At 46.7% G+C, this 20617-nt stretch carries 17 protein-coding genes and 1 tRNA gene; 13 read left to right on the forward strand and 5 right to left on the reverse strand.

Translation table 11 applies throughout. The annotated features are described in order from the left end of the window. The first annotated feature begins 52 nt into the window (after positions 1-52). The 6 genes from oxlT (at position 53) to ICE90_RS07650 (ending at position 6321) form a co-directional block, all read left to right on the forward strand. Positions 53-1315 (forward strand): oxalate/formate MFS antiporter, encoded by a 1263-nt coding sequence (oxlT, locus tag ICE90_RS07625; protein WP_215320307.1) that lies wholly within the window; start codon positions 53-55, stop codon positions 1313-1315. A 113-nt stretch (positions 1316-1428) separates the two neighbouring features. Beyond that, entirely contained in the window at positions 1429-1800 is a 372-nt protein-coding gene (locus tag ICE90_RS07630; RefSeq protein ID WP_215320305.1) for a DUF2946 domain-containing protein, read from the forward strand. Between the two features lie 79 nt (positions 1801-1879). Then, positions 1880-4072 (forward strand): TonB-dependent receptor, encoded by a 2193-nt coding sequence (locus ICE90_RS07635; protein WP_216191823.1) that lies wholly within the window; start codon positions 1880-1882, stop codon positions 4070-4072. A gap of 2 nt (positions 4073-4074) precedes the next feature. Further along, complete coding sequence (locus tag ICE90_RS07640) at positions 4075-5334, forward strand: sialidase family protein (protein WP_216191825.1); 1260 nt, start codon at positions 4075-4077, stop codon at positions 5332-5334. Beyond that, positions 5331-5807: a redoxin domain-containing protein gene (locus ICE90_RS07645; RefSeq protein WP_216191827.1), complete on the forward strand. Its 477-nt coding sequence runs from the start codon at positions 5331-5333 to the stop codon at positions 5805-5807. Before ICE90_RS07640 ends, ICE90_RS07645 begins: the two co-directional genes overlap by 4 nt. A 37-nt stretch (positions 5808-5844) precedes the next feature. Then, positions 5845-6321 carry a copper chaperone PCu(A)C gene (locus ICE90_RS07650; RefSeq protein WP_215320296.1) on the forward strand — a complete coding sequence of 159 codons (477 nt, stop codon included), beginning with the start codon at positions 5845-5847 and terminating at the stop codon, positions 6319-6321. An 85-nt stretch (positions 6322-6406) separates the two neighbouring features. Here ICE90_RS07650 and ilvD read toward each other — a convergent pair whose 3' ends face one another. Then, on the reverse strand, positions 6407-8098 hold the full coding sequence (gene ilvD / locus ICE90_RS07655) for a dihydroxy-acid dehydratase (RefSeq protein WP_215320294.1): 1692 nt from the start codon (positions 8096-8098) through the stop codon (positions 6407-6409). A gap of 229 nt (positions 8099-8327) precedes the next feature. Between ilvD and ICE90_RS07660 the strand changes: the two genes are divergently transcribed. Together ICE90_RS07660 and ICE90_RS07665 are read left to right on the forward strand one after the other, a co-directional pair. Then, the gene (locus tag ICE90_RS07660; protein ID WP_216191829.1) at positions 8328-8957 is read left to right on the forward strand and encodes a response regulator transcription factor; all 630 of its coding nucleotides are present in this window, start codon (positions 8328-8330) and stop codon (positions 8955-8957) included. A 78-nt stretch (positions 8958-9035) separates the two neighbouring features. Further along, positions 9036-10049, forward strand: a complete 1014-nt coding sequence (locus ICE90_RS07665) for a helix-turn-helix transcriptional regulator (RefSeq protein WP_216191831.1) — start codon at positions 9036-9038, stop codon at positions 10047-10049. Between the two features lie 60 nt (positions 10050-10109). Here ICE90_RS07665 and ICE90_RS07670 read toward each other — a convergent pair whose 3' ends face one another. The 3 genes from ICE90_RS07670 to ppa form a co-directional block, all read right to left on the reverse strand. Next, positions 10110-10448, reverse strand: a complete 339-nt coding sequence (locus tag ICE90_RS07670) for a P-II family nitrogen regulator (RefSeq protein ID WP_072583818.1) — start codon at positions 10446-10448, stop codon at positions 10110-10112. A 70-nt stretch (positions 10449-10518) separates the two neighbouring features. Next, positions 10519-12138: an NAD+ synthase gene (locus ICE90_RS07675; protein WP_216191833.1), complete on the reverse strand. Its 1620-nt coding sequence runs from the start codon at positions 12136-12138 to the stop codon at positions 10519-10521. A 34-nt stretch (positions 12139-12172) separates the two neighbouring features. Then, positions 12173-12709, reverse strand: coding sequence for an inorganic diphosphatase (ppa, locus tag ICE90_RS07680; protein WP_216155610.1), 537 nt, complete (start codon positions 12707-12709; stop codon positions 12173-12175). A 183-nt stretch (positions 12710-12892) separates the two neighbouring features. Between ppa and ICE90_RS07685 the strand changes: the two genes are divergently transcribed. Beyond that, entirely contained in the window at positions 12893-14953 is a 2061-nt protein-coding gene (locus tag ICE90_RS07685) for a sodium-translocating pyrophosphatase (RefSeq protein WP_216191834.1), read from the forward strand. 112 nt (positions 14954-15065) lie between these two features. Here the strand turns inward: ICE90_RS07685 and trxB are convergent, their stop codons facing one another. Beyond that, on the reverse strand, positions 15066-16022 hold the full coding sequence (gene trxB / locus ICE90_RS07690; RefSeq protein ID WP_216155604.1) for a thioredoxin-disulfide reductase: 957 nt from the start codon (positions 16020-16022) through the stop codon (positions 15066-15068). Between the two features lie 39 nt (positions 16023-16061). Between trxB and ICE90_RS07695 the strand changes: the two genes are divergently transcribed. The 4 genes from ICE90_RS07695 to ICE90_RS07710 all read left to right on the forward strand — a co-directional run bounded on the left by ICE90_RS07695 (position 16062) and on the right by ICE90_RS07710 (position 20558). Beyond that, positions 16062-18374: a DNA translocase FtsK gene (locus ICE90_RS07695; protein ID WP_370624657.1), complete on the forward strand. Its 2313-nt coding sequence runs from the start codon at positions 16062-16064 to the stop codon at positions 18372-18374. 6 nt (positions 18375-18380) lie between these two features. After that, positions 18381-19064: an outer membrane lipoprotein carrier protein LolA gene (locus ICE90_RS07700; RefSeq protein WP_216191836.1), complete on the forward strand. Its 684-nt coding sequence runs from the start codon at positions 18381-18383 to the stop codon at positions 19062-19064. 48 nt (positions 19065-19112) lie between these two features. After that, complete coding sequence (gene serS / locus ICE90_RS07705) at positions 19113-20423, forward strand: serine--tRNA ligase (RefSeq protein WP_216191837.1); 1311 nt, start codon at positions 19113-19115, stop codon at positions 20421-20423. Between the two features lie 45 nt (positions 20424-20468). Next, positions 20469-20558 (forward strand) — tRNA-Ser (locus tag ICE90_RS07710). The last annotated feature ends 59 nt before the right edge of the window (positions 20559-20617 follow it).

Consider the following 20617-nt stretch of genomic DNA (forward strand, 5'->3'; position numbering starts at 1 on the left):
ATTTTTGGGCGTGATGAGTATTTATAAAAAAGTAAAAAATAGGAGATTCAGGATGAGCGGCGAGAAAACTGCAGGACCTTTAGGAGGTCGTTGGTTTCAGCTACTAATCGGCGTTGTTTGTATGTCGATGATTGCAAACTTGCAATACGGTTGGACTTTGTTTGTAAACCCAATCGACGCTAAGTTTGGTTGGGGTCGCGCAGCGATCCAAGTTGCGTTCACTATTTTCGTATTGACTGAAACTTGGTTGGTACCAATCGAAGGTTATCTCGTAGATAAATTTGGCCCTCGCCCAGTGGTTTTTGTTGGCGGTCTTTTGTGCGGTCTTGGCTGGATCATGAATTCCCATGCAGACACACTAACTATGCTCTACGCGGCTGCTGCAGTTAGCGGTGTTGGCGCTGGCGCTGTTTACGGTACTTGCGTAGGTAATGCGCTTAAATGGTTCCCAGATCGTCGTGGTTTGGCTGCAGGTATTACAGCTGCGGGCTTTGGTGCGGGCTCTGCATTAACCGTAATTCCAATTGCAAAAATGATTGCTGAACAAGGCTATCAAGAAACTTTCTGGTTCTTTGGTATTGGTCAAGGCGCAATCGTTGTCTTGTTAAGTCTATTCCTTTCCAAGCCAATTAAGAGTGCTATTACTGCAGTTAAGGCTGCTGTTGCGCAGACTCGTAAAGATTTCCGTCCAATGGAAATGGTTAAGCAACCAGTGTTCTGGATCATGTACCTCATGTTCGTGATGGTTGCTGCGGGTGGCTTGATGGCAACTGCTCAATTGGCTCCAATCGCTAAAGACTTCCAAGTTGCTGGCGTAACGGTGAGCTTGTTAGGTCTAGCATTGCCAGCTCTGACTTTTGCATTAACCATTGATCGTGTTTTGAACGGCTTAACCCGTCCTTTCTTTGGTTGGGTATCAGACAAGATTGGTCGCGAACAAACTATGACCCTTTGCTTCTCTTTTGAGTGCGTAGGTATTCTTGGTTTGTACTACCTCGGTCATGACCCGGTCATGTTTGTGCTGTTAACTGGTTTGGTGTTCTTTGCATGGGGTGAGATTTACAGCTTGTTCCCATCAACCAACGCCGATACATTTGGATCAACTTACGCTGCCGGTAATGCAGGCCTCCTCTACACAGCAAAAGGTACTGCTTCATTGTTAGTGCCACTGTCTAGCGTATTGGTAGCCACTACTGGTGGTTGGGAAGCGGTATTCTGGGTTGCTAGTATCTTGAACGGTACCGCTGCAATCTTGGCTTGGTTTGTATTGCGTCCAATGCGTCGCAAACTCATCGAGCGTTCTGCTGCTATGTAAGTTAGGTTAAAAGTCTAATAAAAAAGGGTCTTCGGACCCTTTTTTATTGCCTGCACCAATACGAGGGCAAATCCAAGATGAGGTTGGGGAAAATCAGATAGAATTCCTCCATCATGAGTTCCTCCAAAAACCGCTTCGTTCACTGGATTGCTGCCTTAGCAATCGCAATGAGCGCGCTGGCGCCAGCCGCATCTCAAGCGGTTTCAGTGGCTAAGCATGGCGAAGGTTTTGCAATGGAGATTTGTTCTGTCGATGGCAGCAAGATGCAAATCGATGTTCAAGATGACGGGAAAGACGTTGCCAATCAAATGAAGCCTTGCCCGTATTGTGTAGCGCAGAGCGTTATCACTCCGGCATTCAACACTAATCTCAGATTTGAAGCTCCGCAGACTTTCGCTTTGCTGCCTCAGCTTTTCTACCAATCACCCAAACCACTTGCTGTTTGGATAACCCCGCCTTCAGCAGCTCCACCAGTACAAGCCTAATCAAATTAGGGCATAGCCTAGCTATGTAGTTGGCAACGATTTAATCAATACGTTGTCGTATTGTTCAGTGGAGCAGTAAATGTTATTTCAGCAAAAGAAAATCAGCGTATGCGTGGGTGTGCTATTTGGGTCTGTACTAATCAACGCGCAAGCACAAATTGCGCAGCCACCCGACTACGGTCAAAAAATAGGTGATGTGGTTGTTAGTGCCACTCGCTCTGGTACCGAGCTAAAGGACATGACTCAAAACACTTCTATTTTGACGAATGAAGATATTCAAAACGCCCCGGAAATGACGGTTGACCAGGTCTTAAAGAATCAAGCAAGTGTATTTTTAAATGATCAACCGTATTATGAAAAGGACCCCACCGGTCAGAGTTTGAATGTCCGTGGTCTTGGTGCTGCGCGGACTCTGGCATTGATCGATGGACTGCCTGCAAACGACGCTATGTATGGAACCATTCAATGGAATCTTGTCCCCCTCTCAGCAGTGCAGGATGTAGAACTGGTTCGCGGTGGCGTCTCCAATCTTTATGGCAACTATGGCATGGGTGGTTTAATCAACATCACTACCAAGCCCATTAACGATAACAAAGGCGAAGTGTCTGCCAGTTATGGTTCATACAATACAAGCAATGTGGCTGCTTCAAAAGAAGTGGCAGTAAATGACGTATTAAAGCTACGAGCATCTGCGGACTACTTTAATACGGATGGTTATATTAACCAGCCTACTATTTCTCCGGCAACAGTCTATCCAGCAAAGAATAGAGCAGGGCAGTCAGCACCTCTATTGCCTGGGATGGGTCCTGAAAGCGCTAACAGTGCAAATTACCGACTTCAAGGAGCCTTGAAATTAAGTTCTGATACGGATGCTTTTTTTAATCTTGGTTCCCACAATATGCAAAATCTACCATCTGGTGGATATAACTTTGCTACCAAGACAACTCAAGAAACTACTTTTTCTGGAGGAGCAACTACGCGTTTGAGCGCAGCGCAAAAGGTTCAGGTAAATGCTTTTTACGAAAACACCACTCTGTGGCAGCAAAATGTCAGTAATAGCGGTGCAACACCAGCTTATATTAGTGCCAACTATAACGATCCTTATTCAACGCTAGGGGCATCTGCGCAATATACCCATGACTTAAAGGATCAAACCATTAATCAGGTAGTAGTTAGTGTTGATGGAAGACAGGTAGCTGCACAGAATTTAACGAATTCCTTTAGTTCTGCTGCTGGATATGCAAATGGAGTGGTTACCTCTTCTGATTACGCAAAAGGTCAGCAACAGTTTTATGGTGTGATGGCGCAAATGAAGGCTAAAACAGATGCCATCCCATTGCAAGCTACTCTCTCACTTCGAGAGGATCAATGGCAAAGCCAGACCCCAACCTATTGGATCGCAGGTGCAAATGGTGTTCAAAATTACACCAATGTCCCTAATCAAACTGCATATAAGTTCAGCCCTAATCTGGGCTTGTTATTACAGGCTACTAAGGAGTGGGACTTTAGGGGGGCGGCCTATCAGGGTTTCCATGCGCCTGGTTTGAACAACACGCTTCGTACTTATGGAAATTCAACGAGCGTTAGCCTGGCCAATCCATTGCTGAGCCCCGAGAACATGACTGGCTATGAACTAGGGACTGACTATCGTTGGAATGCGGGCTTTGTGCAGATCACGGGCTTTAATGCGAATGTAAAAAACGCAGTTTATGCACCCAATGTTTCTCAGGCACAAGCTGCTGCTGCAGGTTGTCCAATCTCAGTTTGTACCGGAGCTAATGGCCAAACATTTAGCTTGTACGGCAATAATCAGAATCTTCAAAGTCGTGGGCTTGAGGTACAGGCACATCATGATCTCAATACTCAGTGGGCTGTTGATGGTACATATACCCATACGAACACCATTCTTACTTGGATTGGCTCGGGGGTTAGTGCATCCTTAAATCCAATTGGATCTCAGGTTGGCGGTGTGCCACAAAACATGGGTTATGCAGGAGTGACCTATATGCCGCTTCCAAAGACCAGTCTGACAGCCAATGTTCGTTATATTGGTAATTCTTGGTTGGATGGCGCACACACCTTACCAGTTCCTTCCTATGCAGTTGTTGGTTTAAAGGTGAACCATCAATTAACGCCAGAAGCCTCAGTATTTGCCAGTGTGATCAATATGTTCAATCGAAGCTACATCACTTACGGTACGGGAACTAGTCAAGGAAGTTATATCGCCGGGCAACCACAGAGCATTACTGTAGGTGCACGTATCATCTTCTAATTATGAATTCGACCCCATACTCTTTTAATCGATTCTTATTGCTCGGAGCGCTTCTTTCGGGAGTGCTGAGCTTTGCTGCACAAGCTCAAATGCAAATGGATCATTCATCGCATATGGCCGGTGCAAATCCAGCAAAAGTGAGCAGTGTTTGCCAGGGAATTGGGTTGGAGTGTGCCAATGCTGCAACCCCATTTTTTACGCAGGATGGAAGGCTATTGCTGGTATGGACCGCGAGTGGCGTGGTCTCAGTTGCGCAGTCTTCTGATTTAGGAAAAATATTTTCACCAGCAGTCAAAATTGCTGAGCACGGTAAATCATTAGATGCTGGCGCTGATGCACGTCCACAAATTGTTGCTGATAAACAAGGGGATGTCTTTTTGGCATATGCATTTTTCAAAGATGCAAACTGGAATGCGCAAATCAATACTGCTAGATCGACCGATGGGGCAAACACATTCACCAAAGCAGTGTCCTTAGTAAATGATGGCTCCAGTCAGCGCTTTCCATCGGTTCTGATCAAGCCAAATGGCGATATTTTTATCTCTTGGATCGATAAGCGTTTAGTTTCTGCAGCAAAGCAGGGTGGACAAAATCGTCTTGGCGGCTCAATTGCCTATTCTTTTTCTCAGGATGGCGGCAAAAGCTTTCAGGCAGAACGCTTTGCTAATGAGAGTAGTTGTGAGTGTTGTCGCATTGGTGGCAGCCTTGATCCAAAAGACAACCCAGTGCTAGCGTATAGAGCAATATTTCCTGGAGGCATTCGGGATCAGGCCAGCCAAGTGATTTCTGCTTCAGGTGCAGGACCAATCCGTAAGGTGGCTGATGACAACTGGAAAACGGATGCCTGCCCGCATCATGGACCATCCATAGCAGTATCAAACACCGGTACATTCCATGTGGCTTGGTATACCCAAGGCAGTAAGCGCTCTGGAGTCTTTTATGCCAATTCCACCAACCAAGGTGCCACCTATTCCAAGCCTACTCGCATAGGCGCTGAAACTGCCAATGTATCCAGGCCATATCTATTGGCATTGGGCCAGCAAGTTTGGTTGGTATGGAAGGAGTTTGATGGCGTGCAATCATCCGTATATTTAAAAGAATCTAGCGATGATGGAAAAACTTGGGCAATTCCTAAAATACTATCTAGTACAGCAGGGTACAGTGACCATCCCTTGTTGCTAGCTCAAGGGAATCAAGTATTTTTATCCTGGCTTACGCGTAATGATGGATACCAACTCATCAATATTGGACAAAAGCAATGAAAAAATATTGGCTTATTTTTATTCTCACTCTCTCAATGACTGGGTTTGCCTTCGCTGATCCAGTTTCTTTGAAGCCTTATCAGGTGGGAGATTGGAAATCCATCATCAAAGCCGCAAATGGTGGACCTCTGGCTATTAATTTTTGGGGGGTGACTTGCCCATCCTGCGTTAAAGAGATGCTGCAGTGGGGTCTTTTTATCAAAAACAATCCAAGCGCTAAAGTAGTTTTTATTCAGGTTGATGATGTATCAATCGAGTCGATGAAAAAAATGTTGAGCAAAGCAAATCTAGAAAAAGCCAATAATTATTATGTAGCAGCGCCTTTTGATGAGCGCCTGCGCTATGAAATCGATCCTAAATGGCATGGCGAAACACCTACAACCATAGTGATCGATAAAAATGGTAAAGCTACCAGAAAAACAGGCTTAGTAGACTTTCAGCAATTACAAAATGCTTTGATGGTTAAACCATAATTAAATGTATCGCTTATCAATTACCGGGAGAATGTAAATGAAGACAAAACTATTAGTAACACTGTGTGCCGTTGCGGGGATGGCTTTCGTAGGGACGACATGGGCGCAAAACGTTTCCAAAACCGTCACTACTAACGCTATCAAAATTGAAGATGCTTATACCCGTGCTACAGTTCCCGGTCAGCAGGTAGCCGGTGGCTTTATGAAGATTGAAAATAAAGGCGCTGCTGATCAATTGATCTCTGCCAGCTCACCTGTTGCAGGTGAAGTGCAGCTCCACGAGATGGCAATGGAGGGCAATGTTATGAAGATGCGTCAGGTAAAAGATATTACTGTGCCAGCAGGTGGCGCTGTTGAATTAAAACCTGGCGGCTTGCACTTAATGTTTATCAACATCAAAGCTCCATTAGCTGCAGGTGAAACGGTTCCCGTGAAGCTGAAGTTTGCTAAGGCAGGTGATGTTGAGGTCAAGATGCCAGTTAATGCAATGGGCGCTGGAGCTATGAAGCACTAAGTCAATTGATTGGGTGGTACACGCAATAAAAAAGCCCCTAGTTTTACCTGGGGGCTTTTTCTTTTAAGGCTTTTACTTGATTAACTTAGTCACCTAAGTTCAAGTCAGTTACCGCACCTTTACTTGCAGTGCTTGCAAGGCGAGCGTATTTTGCTAATAAGCCACGAGTGTAGCGAGGCTTAGGTTGCACCCAAGCTGCGCGACGCTTGGCAATTTCTGCTTCATCAACGTTCAATTGAATCAGTAGTTGATGGGCATCAATCGTTACCGAGTCACCTTCATGAATGAGGGCAATTGTGCCGCCTACGTAGGCTTCAGGAGCTACGTGACCCACAACCATACCCCAGGTGCCACCAGAGAAGCGGCCATCAGTGATGAGGCCTACAGACTCACCTAGACCTTGCCCTACAAGAGCAGAGGTTGGGGCAAGCATCTCACGCATCCCTGGGCCGCCTTTAGGGCCTTCATAACGAATCACAACGATGTCACCATCTTTGATCTTCTGGGCCATGATGGCTGCCATGGCATCGTCTTCAGAATCAAACACACGGGCTGGACCAGTGATCGATGGATTCTTGAGACCAGTAATCTTGGCGACGCAACCTTCTGGAGAGATATTACCCTTCAAAATTGCTAAGTGACCTTGTTTGTACAAAGGATTGTCTAAGGTGCGAATCACTTTTTGATCAGCGCGCGGTACTGACGGAACATCTTTTAGCACTTCGGCGATTGTTTTGCCGGTAATGGTCATGCAGTCACCGTGGAGTAATCCGCCATCTAGCAAGATCTTCATGACTTGTGGAATGCCACCAGCTTGATGCAAATCGGTTGCAAGGTAAGTGCCAGATGGTTTCATATCCACGATCACGGGAACGCGCTTACGAATGCGCTCAAAGTCATCAATAGTCCAATCGATTTCAGCTGCGCTGGTGATGGCCAAGAAATGCAATACGGCATTTGTGGATCCACCAACTGCCATGATCACACTGACAGCGTTCTCAATGGATTTCTTGGTGATGATGTCGCGTGGGCGCAGGTTATTTTTAACAGCCTCGACCAGTACGCGCGCTGATTCGGCAGCGCTTGCCACTTTTTCAGCATCAACGTTCGCCATCGTCGAGGAGTAGGGCAAGCTCATACCCAAAGCTTCAAACGAAGAGCTCATGGTGTTCGCTGTGTACATGCCACCGCAAGAGCCGCTACCTGGACAGGCATGCTGTTCCACGCCTTTTAAATCTTCCTCACTCAATCGACCGGAAGTAAATTCGCCAACCGCTTCAAATGCAGAAACAATATTGAGTTCCTTGCCTTTGTAATGACCTGGTTTAATCGTGCCGCCATAAACATAGATGCCGGGCACATTCGTGCGGGCTAAAGCCATCATGCCGCCTGGCATATTTTTATCACAGCCACCAATAACAACGACGCCATCTTGCCAAAGACCATTTACGCAAACTTCAATGCTGTCAGCAATCACTTCACGTGAAACGAGCGAATACTTCATGCCCTCAGTACCCATACCAATGCCATCGGAAACGGTTGGCGTGCCAAAAACTTGTGCTTTTGCGCCGGCCGCTTCTAGAGCTTCAACAGCAGCATCAGCTAATTTTTGTAAACCACTATTACATGGGGTAATAGTGGAGTGGCCATTCGCAACGCCAACCATCGGCTTTACGAAATCCTTTTCCTCGTAACCCATTGCGTAATACATCGAACGATTAGGTGCGCGAGCGACCCCTTCGGTGACCATGCGCGAGCGTTCATTAAGGCGTTTCATGCTTATTACTCCAGAAAAGGTTTGTGTCGAAAGGCTCTATTGTGCCGTGAGATGGGTTAAGGGTGGTCTGGATCGATGGGTTCATCATAATTACTTTAAATGTTGCACTGCAGTATGAAAATGTCGATGAAATCATCAATTTAGATCTAAATATTAGCTAAACAGCTAATAGCTTAGTAAAAGAGGGTGCAGTACATTAAGTTATCAATCACTTTTTCCTTTGAATTCAATGACTAAAGTCGGCCACGTATACCTAATTGATGATGACGAGTCAATGCGCACCTCTCTATCCAGAATGCTGCATGAATTAGGCTATCTCGTCGATGACTATGCGTCTGCAACCGTTTTCTTAGAAAAATCAGTTCCAGTATCTCCGGCCGTCATCTTGTTAGATATGCAGATGCCGGATATGACCGGCCTTGATTTACAAGAAAAATTGCAAAAGTTAGGTCGTAAAACGCCCATCGTATTTGTGAGTGGTCAAAGCCATCCGCACCAAATTGTTCAAGGTCTTAAGCGGGGTGCGGTAGATTTCTTATTTAAGCCATTTAATCTCGAAGAGCTCTTAAAAGCCGTTGCGGACGCAATCGACTTTGATGCCCGCCAGCTAAAGAGGGTTTCTTTGGATGTTGAAGCTAAGAAAGATTATGAAAGCCTCACTCCTAGGGAGCGTGAAGTATGTGGATGGCTTGTTAAGGGCCTTCTAAACAAGGATATTGCCGTAAAACTAGGAACCACCGATGCCACGATTAAGGTCCATAAGGCTAGGGTGATGGACAAAATGCATGCGGATTCTCTACAAGTGCTGGTGAAGAGGTATCTTGAGTCCAATCTTGAGAACCATCCATTAAACACCTAGCTTTGTGGCTAATTACTCTTGTCACGGTTTGGTATTACTATCAATCTTATTGATTCCGTATGAAATGGTTACCGCGTAGTGAATAAACCAGTCAAACTCCCTGAGATTCGTAAAGAGGCATTTACTAAGGCCAGAGAAAATCTTGGCCTCAGCACAAAAGATCTTTCGGGTATGACTTGCCTTTCTGTTCGCCAAATTGAGCAGATAGAAAATGGCGAAAGCAGCTCTTTTTACGGCGATCAAGTTAAATTCACAGCAGCAAAAAAGGTAGCTGGTTTACTCAATCTCACACCTGAAGAGGCATTTGATTTTTCTGGTGTCGCGCAGCCTGTTAAAGCGACTGATGTTGAAGAGAAATTTCAGGAGGAGACAAAAGCCTCTGTGGTAGAGAAAAAGATAAAGACCGAAAAAGTAAAAGAGGTAAAGTACGTTACACCAGCAGCAAAGGTTACAGAGCAACAAGCTCAAAAGAGTAATGCCAATAAAATTACCGACAATGTTATTGACTATCGCGTGAAGTCAGCCTCTTCAGAAAATCCTAAAAAGAAACTTTTTTTACTCTTGGCAATTGGCGCAGCATTAATTTTCTCTGTTGTGAACTTGCGCCCCCTATTTTTTCCTGAGCCAGTTAAAGAAGAAGTGGTGATGATTCAAGAAGTGGCACAAGAGCCTGCTCCTGTAGAGTCTGCACCAGATGCGAAGCCAGCTCCAGCGGTAATGCCGGAGCCAGCCCCAGTGGCGCTTTCAGCTGAATGCCCACCTGCAGATGCATCCGCACTCAATTACAAGCCCGAAGCCCCTAAAAAAGCGGGTGACATGGTTTATCTGCAATCAAAGACTGCTCAAACAGTATGTGTGGTGGATGCTACCGGTAAGACCCAGAACAAAATGCTAGAGCCAGGAGTGGGTGCGAGTGTTTATGGCAAGTCGCCATTGAAGGTGCTCACTGGTGGTCTAAATCAAGTAGATTTGTATTACCAGGGCGCGAAGGTTCGTATTGGTAATACTAGTAGCAAGACAATCATTTTGGAGCAGGCTGAAATTATTCAGCCTGCAAATCCATCAGTCTCTACAGACTCTCAACTGCGTTAATCCAAATAAAAACAGCCGCTTGTTAAGCCGCTGGATTAGTACGTTACGTTAAATCTATTTTCATACTGCTGCGTTATCGGTTTCACCCGTACGAATACGAATCACTTGCTCTACTGCAGTCACGAAAATCTTGCCATCACCAATCTTGCCGGTGCGTGCAGCTTTAGTGATTGCCTCAATAGCAGCTTCAACGCGGTCATCAGAAACCACAGCTTCTACTTTTACTTTAGGTAAAAAGTCGACTACATACTCAGCGCCGCGATAGAGTTCAGTGTGGCCTTTTTGACGGCCAAAGCCCTTAACTTCAGTAACGGTCAGACCTGTAACCCCGACTTCCGCCAATGACTCGCGAACCTCATCGAGTTTGAACGGCTTAATGATGGATGTAATTAGTTTCATTTGCTCCCCCTAATGCAGTAATCATACCTAGATCTGTTCTGAGATACCAAAAACCGACCTACTGAGCGTTCTACGCTCTAAATTGTGAGGTGATGGGGTAGCGCCAATCGCGGCCAAAGGCGCGAGTGGTTACGCGGACTCCCGGTGGGGCTTGGCGACGCTTATATTCATTAAGCTTGATCAAGCGGGTTACTTTTTCTACGCTCTCAGCATCAAAGCCTGCAGCAATGATTTGGGCAATCGATTGGTTTTGCTCCATATAGCGCTCCACAATGCCATCCAGCACTTCATAAGAAGGCAGGCTGTCTTGATCTTTTTGATCAGGGCGTAATTCTGCTGAAGGTGCGCGGGTCAAAATCCGCTCCGGAATAACCAGCTCAAGACTATTGCGATAGGCGCATAAGCGATACACCAAAGTCTTGGCGATATCTTTAATGACTGCAAAGCCACCAGCCATATCGCCATAGAGCGTACAGTAACCAACAGCCATTTCACTCTTGTTGCCGGTAGTCAAAACGAGTCGACCTGTTTTATTGGATAGAGCCATTAGCAAGGTGCCGCGTACACGTGCCTGAATATTCTCTTCGGTAGCGTCTAGCGTTAAACCCTTGAATTGCTCCGCTAGAGAAGCTTCTAAAGCATCTACTGGCCCACTAATCGGAATCTCGTCGTATTGCACACCCAAGTTCTTAGCCATCTCTCTTGCATCAATCCAGGAGATATCGGCTGTATAGCGAGAAGCCATCATGACGGTGCGTACCTTATCTGCACCTAAGGCATCCACGGCAATTGCTAATACCAGGGCTGAATCTACGCCACCAGATAGGCCAATAATCACGCCAGGGAAGCGATTTTTAGTGACATAGTCACGTACACCCAAGACCAGCGCTTGATAAGCCTGCGCCTCAACAGATTGGGGTGGGGTGATCAGACCTTTTTCTAGCTCGCCAGATGCTGTCACTGTAACAAGGCCTAGGCCGGTTTCAAACTGAGGCATTGCCATCACGACTTTGCCATCACTATTTAATGCAAATGAGCCGCCATCAAAAACCAATTCATCTTGACCGCCAACAGCATTGACGTAAACCAGCGGCATTTTAGTTTGTGCAATATGCCCACGGAGCACTTCAATACGCAAGGCTTCTTTTTGCAGGTGGTAAGGAGAGGCGTTGGGGACTAACAATACTTGTGCGCCAGCAGCATGAGATTGTTTGGCGGGACCTGCATGCCAGGCATCTTCACACAAGATCAATCCATAGCGAATGCCTTCACATTCAAAAACACAAGCTTGATTGCCGGGCACGAAGTAACGAACCTCATCAAATACTTCATGGTTAGGCAATTCTTGTTTGGCGTAGCCCGCAATGACTTTGCCGTTTCGTAAAACAGATGCGTAGTTTTGCAAACCTGCGGATGTTTGCTTGGGATGACCGACGATAACAGTCAGATCAGCATGCTGAGCTAGCTCTTTCATCAAGAGCTCGAGCTGTAATAGTGCTGCCTCAATAAAAGCAGGGCGGAGCAGTAAGTCTTCTGGGGGATAGCCGGTGAGCGAGAGCTCCGGGGTGACTACGAGTTTGACGCCTTGGGAGTAGGCATCTAGAGCGGCTTTGTGAATAAGTTGCGCGTTGCCAGCCAAATCACCCAGTAATGGGTTGATTTGGGCTAAGGCAACTTTCTGCGCGCTCACTCCGAATCACAAAGCCTTTTCAATAAACAAAAAATTACTTGTTCTCTTTGTTATAGCGCTCAATGCCTTCAAGAATTTCTTTATGAGCATCAGCAACACCACCCCAGCCACTTACTTTTACCCACTTACCTGGCTCGAGATCTTTGTAGTGCTCGAAGAAGTGTTGGATTTGGTTTAGACGCAATGGATTGATGTCTTCTGGTTTTTGCCAGTGTGTGTAGATGGGCAAAATTTTGTCTTCTGGAACAGCCAATAATTTAGCGTCTTGACCACCTTCATCCTCCATTTGCAAAACACCAATTGCGCGGCAGCTCACTACAACACCAGGAATGAGTGGGAATGGAGTAATCACGAGAACATCAACGGGGTCGCCATCACCAGCAATCGTTTTATTGATGTATCCGTAGTTACATGGATAGTGCATTGCAGTACCCATAAAACGGTCAACGAAAATTGCGCCACTCTCTTTATCTACTTCATACTTGATTGGATCAGCGTTCATTGGAATTTCAATAATGACGTTGAAACTTTCAGGGATCTTTTTACCTGGCTTGACTTTGTCGAGACTCATAAATACTCCGAATAATGATTAGTAAATACCCTGATCCTAAAAAGGGGGCGCAGGGGTGATTCTGTTACATACTGATAAAGCTTAAAGACCATAGTTTAAAGCTTTCGGTAACCAGGTCTACCTAAGTGGAGTTATGCAAAAACAATAAAGATTAACAAATGATTAACTTTAGGGAGTTCAAGCATGAGTAATGTCACTTTAGGCTTGTATTTTGCCTTGGCTTGCGGTGTCCTAGCCGTGATTTACGGTTTTGTGATGCGCGGCTGGATCTTGAAGCAAAGTACAGGCAACGCCAAAATGCAAGAAATTGCAGAGGCGATTCAGCAGGGGGCGGCAGCGTATTTGTCACGCCAATATAAAACGATTGCCGTGGTTGGGGTGGTTCTGGCCATTCTCATGGCGCTCTTCCTTGATTTTGCGACCGCGATTGGCTTTGTCATTGGCGCCGTGCTTTCTGGCGCTTGCGGCTTCATTGGTATGAATGTGTCAGTGCGCGCAAACGTGCGGACAGCGGAAGCGGCCACCAAGGGTATGAACGAAGCGCTCAATGTGGCATTCAAAGGCGGCGCAATTACCGGCATGTTGGTAGTTGGACTGGGTCTCTTGGGTGTTGGCCTCTTCTTTATGTTCCTTGTATCGATTGGTGCTGGACAAGATCTCTCTTCTGTATTGCATCCCCTGATTGGTTTGGCGTTCGGCTCTTCCTTGATTTCGATCTTTGCGCGTTTAGGTGGCGGCATCTTTACTAAGGGTGCAGACGTTGGCGCTGACCTGGTCGGTAAGGTTGAGGCTGGGATTCCGGAAGATGATCCACGTAATCCTGCGGTGATTGCTGATAACGTTGGCGACAACGTTGGTGACTGCGCAGGTATGGCGGCGGACTTATTCGAAACTTACGCGGTTACGCTGATTGCAACCATGGTGCTGGGATCCTTAATGGTTTCTAGCGCACCAGTTGCTGCAATTATTTATCCATTAGTGCTGGGTGGCGTTTCTATCATCGCCTCCATCATTGGTTGCTCGTTTGTAAAAGCAACACCTGGCATGAAAAATGTGATGCCTGCTTTGTACAAGGGGTTGATCATTGCTGGTGGTCTGTCGCTGATTGCCTTCTACTTCGTAACCAATTTCATCATGCCGGACGACGCATTAGGTATTCCTGGTAGCCAATGGCGTTTGTTTGGTTCAACTGTAGTGGGCTTGTTGCTTACAGCAGGTTTGGTATGGATTACCGAGTACTACACCGGTACCCAGTTCAAGCCAGTGCAGCATATTGCTGAAGCTTCAACCAAAGGTCACGGTACCAACATTATTGCTGGCTTAGGTATTTCGATGAAGTCAACTGCTTACCCAGTGCTCTTTGTTTGTGCAGCGATTTTTGCAGCGTATTGGTTGGCTGGTTTATATGGTATTGCAATTGCAGCAACAGCCATGTTGTCCATGGCAGGTATTGTGGTTGCGCTTGATGCATATGGCCCAATTACAGATAATGCTGGTGGTATTGCAGAGATGGCAGGCTTGCCACAATCTGTTCGCGATATTACCGATCCATTGGATGCGGTTGGCAACACTACTAAAGCAGTTACTAAAGGCTATGCAATTGGTTCAGCTGGTTTGGCATCGCTCGTGCTCTTTGCTGACTACACCCATGCTTTAGAGGGTATGGGCCAACAGGTGTCTTTTGACTTGTCCAATCACATGGTCATCATTGGCCTCTTTATCGGCGGCATGATTCCTTACTTGTTTGGTGCAATGGCGATGGAAGCGGTTGGTCGTTGTGCAGGTGCGGTGGTAGAAGAGGTGCGCCGTCAGTTCCGTGATATCCCTGGAATCATGGAAGGCACTGCGAAGCCAGAGTACGGCAAAGCTGTCGATATGCTGACTTCTGCAGCTATTAAAGAGATGATCGTTCCTTCCCTCTTGCCAGTAGTAGCCCCAGTTGTAGTTGGTCTCTTGTTAGGACCTGCAGCATTGGGTGGTTTGCTCATGGGAACTATTGTGACTGGCTTATTCGTAGCGATCTCGATGTGTACCGGTGGTGGTGCTTGGGATAACGCCAAGAAATATATCGAAGAAGGTCACTTCGGCGGCAAAGGTTCTGAAGCTCACAAAGCGGCAGTGACTGGCGATACCGTTGGCGACCCTTACAAAGATACTGCGGGCCCTGCTGTTAACCCACTGATCAAGATCATCAACATCGTGGCATTGCTCATCGTGCCACTCTTGCCAATGGCCTCTCGTTAAGTAATGAGTAGTCATTAAATGCAGTAGCAATCAGACTGCAGCAAACAAAACGCCTAGCAATGCTAGGCGTTTTTTTATTTCATACTTATTTAAAGTTCTAGGCAAATAAAACTTACTCCAAAGTTTCTAAATAACGCTGCGCATCCAATGCGGCCATACAGCCTGTGCCAGCACTGGTAATCGCTTGACGGTAGATATGGTCTTGCACATCGCCAGCAGCAAACACGCCAGGGATATTAGTAGCAGTGGCATTGCCTTCAAGGCCTGAATGGGTCTTGAGGTAGCCATTGTTCATGTCGAGCTGACCAACAAAGAGTTCGGTATTCGGTTTGTGACCAATTGCAATAAAGGCGCCTGTTACAGCAAGGTCTTCAGTGCTGCCATCTTGTTTCTTGATGCGTACGCCAGTAACGCCTTTTTCATCGCCCAGAACTTCTTCGAGAGTAGAGTTCAGTTTCAGCTCCACTTTGCCTTCAGCAACTTTTGCCATGAGGCGATCATTCAAGATTGGTTCAGCACGGAACTTATCGCGACGATGAATCACGGTAACTTTTTTAGCAATGCCGGTGAGGTATAGCGCTTCTTCAACAGCAGTATTACCACCACCGACTACACAAACATCTTGATTGCGGTAGAAGAAGCCATCGCAAGTTGCACAACCAGAAACGCCGCGACCCATAAAGGCTTCCTCACTGGGTAAGCCAATATATTGAGCAGAAGCGCCAGTGGAAATAATCAAGGCATCGCAGGTATAGGTTCCAGAGTCGCCAACTAAGCGAATTGGTTTTTCTTTCAGAGCTGCCGTATGAATATGGTCAAAAATGATTTCAGTATTAAAGCGTTCGGCATGCTTTAAAAAACGCTCCATTAGTTCTGGGCCTTGAACACCATCGGCATCTGCAGGCCAGTTTTCGACATCAGTAGTGGTCATTAATTGACCGCCCTGAGCTAGGCCAGTGATGAGGGTGGGGTTTAAATTGGCTCGGGCTGCGTAGACGGCTGCTGTATAGCCAGCAGGGCCGGATCCGAGGATCAGAACTTTGGAATGTTTTGGGGTATTTGTAGTCATATTCAAATTATAGATTTGCTTGATTACAATCGGTAGAACATGGCAAGAACCGCATACCCGAAGTCCAAGGCTCCAATGAGCTCCCAGCCCCCAGAGAACCGCCCGCAGGGCAGGATGCCCCGCCTCTTATTGGAGGCTCGTTGGTTCATCTCTCTAGGCTTGTGCCTGGGCTTATTTGCCATTTTGCTGACCTATTCCAAGGCTGATCCAGCTTGGTCCCATGCCAGTTTTGAGGCTCCCAAGAACCTGGGTGGTCGTTTTGGGGCCTATTTAGCCGATTTAATGCTGTATATCTTTGGTATTTCTGCCTTTTGGTGGGTTGCCCTATTTGGGCGCCGCGTCTTAAATGGCTGGCGTGAGCTTTGGAGCATTCCTTTGCCACCTGATCCTGATGCTAAGCCAGACTCTCTACTAATGCGTTGGTTAGGCTTTGGGCTGACTCTAGTCTGCAGTATGGGCTTGGAGTCCATCCGCATGCATTCGCTATCCTGGGAGCTCCCTAGACCTCCTGGCGGTATTTTGGGTGAGTTGATTGGTGATCCATTGCAAATGTCTCTTGGATTTACTGGTTCGACCCTGGTTCTCTTATTTGGTCTTTGTGCTGGGCTCTCCTTGTTTTTGCATTTCTCCTGGCTTGATGTTGCTGAAAAGGTTGGGCGCTTTTTGGAGGTTACCTATCACCGCATCCGCGAACGTCGCAATAGTGAGGAAGATCGCAAGTTAGGCGAAGTTGCTGCAGAAGAACGTGAAGAGTTTGTAGAAGAGTTCCGTGGTCGCGTTGAAGTTGCGGCGCCAGTACAAATCGTTCGTGCCCCGATTGAGATTCCAAAGAGTGCTCGTGTAGAGCGCGAGAAACAGCAGCCATTATTTGTGGATATTCCTGATTCAGAATTACCACCGCTCGCATTACTTGATCCAGTGCCCGAAGCAAAAGAAACCATCTCTGCTGACGTGCTGGAATTTACTTCACGCTTAATCGAACGCAAGTTAGCCGAGTTTAATGTTCAAGTGAAAGTAGTTGCCGCCTATCCCGGCCCAGTTGTGACTCGCTACGAAATTGATCCAGCGATTGGTGTGAAGGGCAGTCAGATCGTAAACCTCTCACGTGACTTAGCACGCTCACTAGGTGTTGTCAGTATGCGTGTTGTAGAAACCATCCCTGGCAAAACTTGCATGGCTTTGGAGCTACCAAATCCAACGCGCCAGTCGGTTTACTTGTCAGAGATTCTGACTTCGCAGGTCTACAACGACAATCATTCATTGCTGACCCTAGCCTTAGGTAAAGATATCTCTGGTAGCCCAATGGTGGCTGACTTAGCAAAGATGCCTCACTGTTTAGTTGCGGGTACTACGGGTGCAGGTAAGTCTGTTGGTATTAACGCCATGATTCTGTCGCTACTCTTTAAGGCTAAGCCTGATGAAGTGCGTTTGATCATGATTGATCCGAAGATGCTCGAGATGGCCATCTACGACAAGATCCCGCATTTGTTGTGCCCAGTTGTAACGGATATGAAGCAGGCATACAACGCACTTAACTGGGCGGTAAATGAGATGGAGCGACGCTACAAGCTGATGAGTAAGTTTGGAGTGCGTAATCTTGCTGGTTTTAATAAAAAGATTCTGGAGGCCGAAGAGAAAGGTGAGAAGCTCACCAATCCATTTAGCTTAACTCCAGATGATCCAGAGCCAATCTATAAAGCGCCAGTAATCGTCATCGTGATTGATGAGTTGGCTGACTTGATGATGGTATCGGGCAAGAAGATTGAAGAGTTGATTGCCCGTATTGCGCAAAAGGCTCGTGCTGCAGGTATTCATTTGGTATTGGCAACACAGCGTCCAAGCGTTGACGTCATTACCGGCTTGATTAAAGCCAACGTACCAACCCGTATTTCATTCCAAGTAAGCTCTAAGATCGACAGTCGTACGATTTTGGATCAGCAGGGTGCAGAGGCATTGCTGGGTATGGGTGACATGCTTTATATGGCTCCGGGTACCGGCCTACCAGTGCGCGTTCACGGCGCATTCGTATCTGATGATGAAGTCCATCGCGTGGTGGAATGGCTCAAAGAGAAGGGCGAAGCCAACTACATTGATGGCGTCCTTGAAGGTGCTGACGAATCCAACGTGGATGCATTGACTGGCGAGGGTGGCGGTGAAGCAGATCCTCTTTACGATCAAGCCGTTGCTATTGTTCTTGAAAATAAACGCCCATCGATCTCGCTAGTACAGCGTCACCTGCGCATTGGCTACAACCGTGCCGCACGCCTACTCGAGGATATGGAAAAAGCAGGGCTTGTATCCAAGATGGGCAATGGCGGCAATCGCGAGATTTTGCATCGTCCCTCAGAGTAAGGTGTCATGACAAGATTTTTAATCGCAGCAATCCTCAGTATTGCCAGTATCTTGTTTTCAAGTGCAGCACTCTCGCAAACTGAAAGTGCCTCAGAGCAGTTACGTCAATTTGTACGAAACTCTAAAACTGCTGAAGGGGATTTTGTGCAGCAACAGTTGCGTGCACCTAAAGCAAATGAGCCTCAAGACAAGGGCTTAAAAGTGGTGCGTCAAACGCAAGGCCATTTTGTATTTCAGCGTCCAGGCCGTTTTATTTGGGATACGCAAAAGCCTTACGAGCAAAAGTTAATTGCTGATGGCAGGCAGCTGATCTTGTGGGATAAAGATTTAAACCAGGCGACATTTCGTCCTGCGGGAGAGGTCTTAGCTTCCACGCCGGCGGCTATTCTATTTGGCGAGACTTCGCTAGAACAGCATTTTGACTTGGTTGAAGGCGAAGAGCGTTTAGGAATGAAGTGGGTAGCTTTGATTCCTAAGAAAGATCCCAATGCCAAGAATAAAAATGACCTGCCTTATACAAAGATCTCGATTGGCATGACTAATGGCTTACCGAAAGCTTTGGAGTTAACCGATGGGCTTGGAAGCGTGGTCCTGGTGACTTTGGATAAGATCCAACTCAATGTTAATTTGCCCGCCAATCGCTTTACTTTCACTCCGCCAGCCGGAGCCGAAGTCTTGCGCTTAAACTAGAGTCCGTATAAAACTAAAACCTAGAACCCCTAATCTACAGAGCATCACATGATTGATCCGCAATTACTCCGTAAAGATATCGCCGCAGTTGCTGCACGTTTAGCAACTCGCAAATTCCAACTCGACGTTGAGAAATTCAATGCCTTGGAATCTGAGCGAAAATCTTTGCAAACCCGTACTGAAGAATTGCAAGCTAAACGCAACCAATTATCCAAAGCTATTGGTATGAAAAAAGGCAAGGGCGAGGATGCTTCTGCCGAGATGGCTGAAGTTGCGCAAGTCAATACTGATATGGAATCTGGTGCAACCAGATTAAGTACGCTGCAAGCAGAGATTTCTGATTTCTTAATGGGGATTCCGAATCTGCCAGATGAATCTGTACCAACCGGTAAAGACGAAACAGAAAACAAAGAAGTAAAGCGTTGGGGTGAAGAGCCGATTTTTGATTTTGAGATTAAAGATCACGTTGATTTGGGTGGCCCCCTGGGCCTGGACTTTGAAGTAGCAGCCAAAATTAGCGGCTCACGCTTTGTGGTTCTCAAGGGACCAATCGCAAGACTGCATCGCGCTTTGGCGCAGCTCATGATTGATACTCATGCTACAGATCACAATTATCAAGAGGTGTATGCGCCTTACATGGTGAATGCTGCCTCTATGCGCGGTACTGGTCAGTTGCCGAAGTTTGAAGAGGATTTATTTAAGGTTCCGCGCCAAATGGGCGGTGAAGATGAGGGCGGTGAAGCGAAGACTGAAAACTTCTACTTGATTCCTACTGCAGAAGTGCCGGTAACGAATTTAGTCCGCGATGAAATCGTTAACGCCGATAACTTACCAATGAAGTTTGTAGCTCATACACCCTGTTTCCGTTCAGAAGCCGGTAGCTATGGTCGTGATGTCCGAGGCATGATACGTCAGCATCAGTTTGACAAAGTTGAGTTAGTGCAAATTACTAAGCCAGAAGATTCCATGCAAGCCTTGGAAGAGCTCACGGGCCACGCTGAGCGTATTCTGGAATTGCTCGAGTTACCTTACAGAAAAGTATTGCTTTGCACGGGCGATATGGGTTTTGGTAGTACCAAGACTTATGACTTAGAGGTTTGGGTGCCTTCACAAAAAGCCTATAGAGAAATTAGCTCATGCTCCAGCATGGGCGATTTCCAGGCAAGACGGATGCAGGCTAGATTTAAAGCGGGTCAAGGAAAGCCAGAATTAGTGCACACCTTAAATGGTTCAGGCCTTGCAGTAGGCAGAGCATTGGTTGCATTGCTTGAGAATAAGCAGCAAGTAGATGGCAGTATTGCTATCCCTAAGGCATTGCAATCCTACTTGGGTGGCTTAGCGGTATTAAAGCCAATCTGAGCAAAAACCATAAAACCACCCCAAAGCTATAATTGGCTTTGGTTCGGAGAGGTGGCAGAGTGGTCGAATGTACTTGACTCGAAATCAAGCGTAGGGTCAAACCTACCGTGGGTTCGAATCCCACCCTCTCCGCCATTCAGACTCTATATTTGTTTGCATAGAGAAAATATCGAAAGAGCCCCGCATGACGTGGG

The sequence above is a fragment of the Polynucleobacter sp. AP-RePozz3-80-G7 genome, assembly GCF_018882145.1.
Lineage (GTDB): Bacteria > Pseudomonadota > Gammaproteobacteria > Burkholderiales > Burkholderiaceae > Polynucleobacter.

Coding starts and splice junctions, on each gene's coding strand:
- ilvD (WP_215320294.1), bottom strand. CDS start 8,098: ATGAAACGCCTTAATGAACGCTCGCGCATGGTCACCGAAGGGGTCGCT.
- ppa (WP_216155610.1), bottom strand. CDS start 12,709: ATGAGTCTCGACAAAGTCAAGCCAGGTAAAAAGATCCCTGAAAGTTTC.
- ICE90_RS07640 (WP_216191825.1), top strand. CDS start 4,075: ATGAATTCGACCCCATACTCTTTTAATCGATTCTTATTGCTCGGAGCG.
- ICE90_RS07685 (WP_216191834.1), top strand. CDS start 12,893: ATGAGTAATGTCACTTTAGGCTTGTATTTTGCCTTGGCTTGCGGTGTC.
- ICE90_RS07660 (WP_216191829.1), top strand. CDS start 8,328: ATGACTAAAGTCGGCCACGTATACCTAATTGATGATGACGAGTCAATG.
- ICE90_RS07700 (WP_216191836.1), top strand. CDS start 18,381: ATGACAAGATTTTTAATCGCAGCAATCCTCAGTATTGCCAGTATCTTG.
- ICE90_RS07630 (WP_215320305.1), top strand. CDS start 1,429: ATGAGTTCCTCCAAAAACCGCTTCGTTCACTGGATTGCTGCCTTAGCA.
- ICE90_RS07635 (WP_216191823.1), top strand. CDS start 1,880: ATGTTATTTCAGCAAAAGAAAATCAGCGTATGCGTGGGTGTGCTATTT.
- ICE90_RS07695 (WP_370624657.1), top strand. CDS start 16,062: ATGGCAAGAACCGCATACCCGAAGTCCAAGGCTCCAATGAGCTCCCAG.
- ICE90_RS07670 (WP_072583818.1), bottom strand. CDS start 10,448: ATGAAACTAATTACATCCATCATTAAGCCGTTCAAACTCGATGAGGTT.
- ICE90_RS07645 (WP_216191827.1), top strand. CDS start 5,331: ATGAAAAAATATTGGCTTATTTTTATTCTCACTCTCTCAATGACTGGG.
- oxlT (WP_215320307.1), top strand. CDS start 53: ATGAGCGGCGAGAAAACTGCAGGACCTTTAGGAGGTCGTTGGTTTCAG.
- serS (WP_216191837.1), top strand. CDS start 19,113: ATGATTGATCCGCAATTACTCCGTAAAGATATCGCCGCAGTTGCTGCA.
- trxB (WP_216155604.1), bottom strand. CDS start 16,022: ATGACTACAAATACCCCAAAACATTCCAAAGTTCTGATCCTCGGATCC.
- ICE90_RS07650 (WP_215320296.1), top strand. CDS start 5,845: ATGAAGACAAAACTATTAGTAACACTGTGTGCCGTTGCGGGGATGGCT.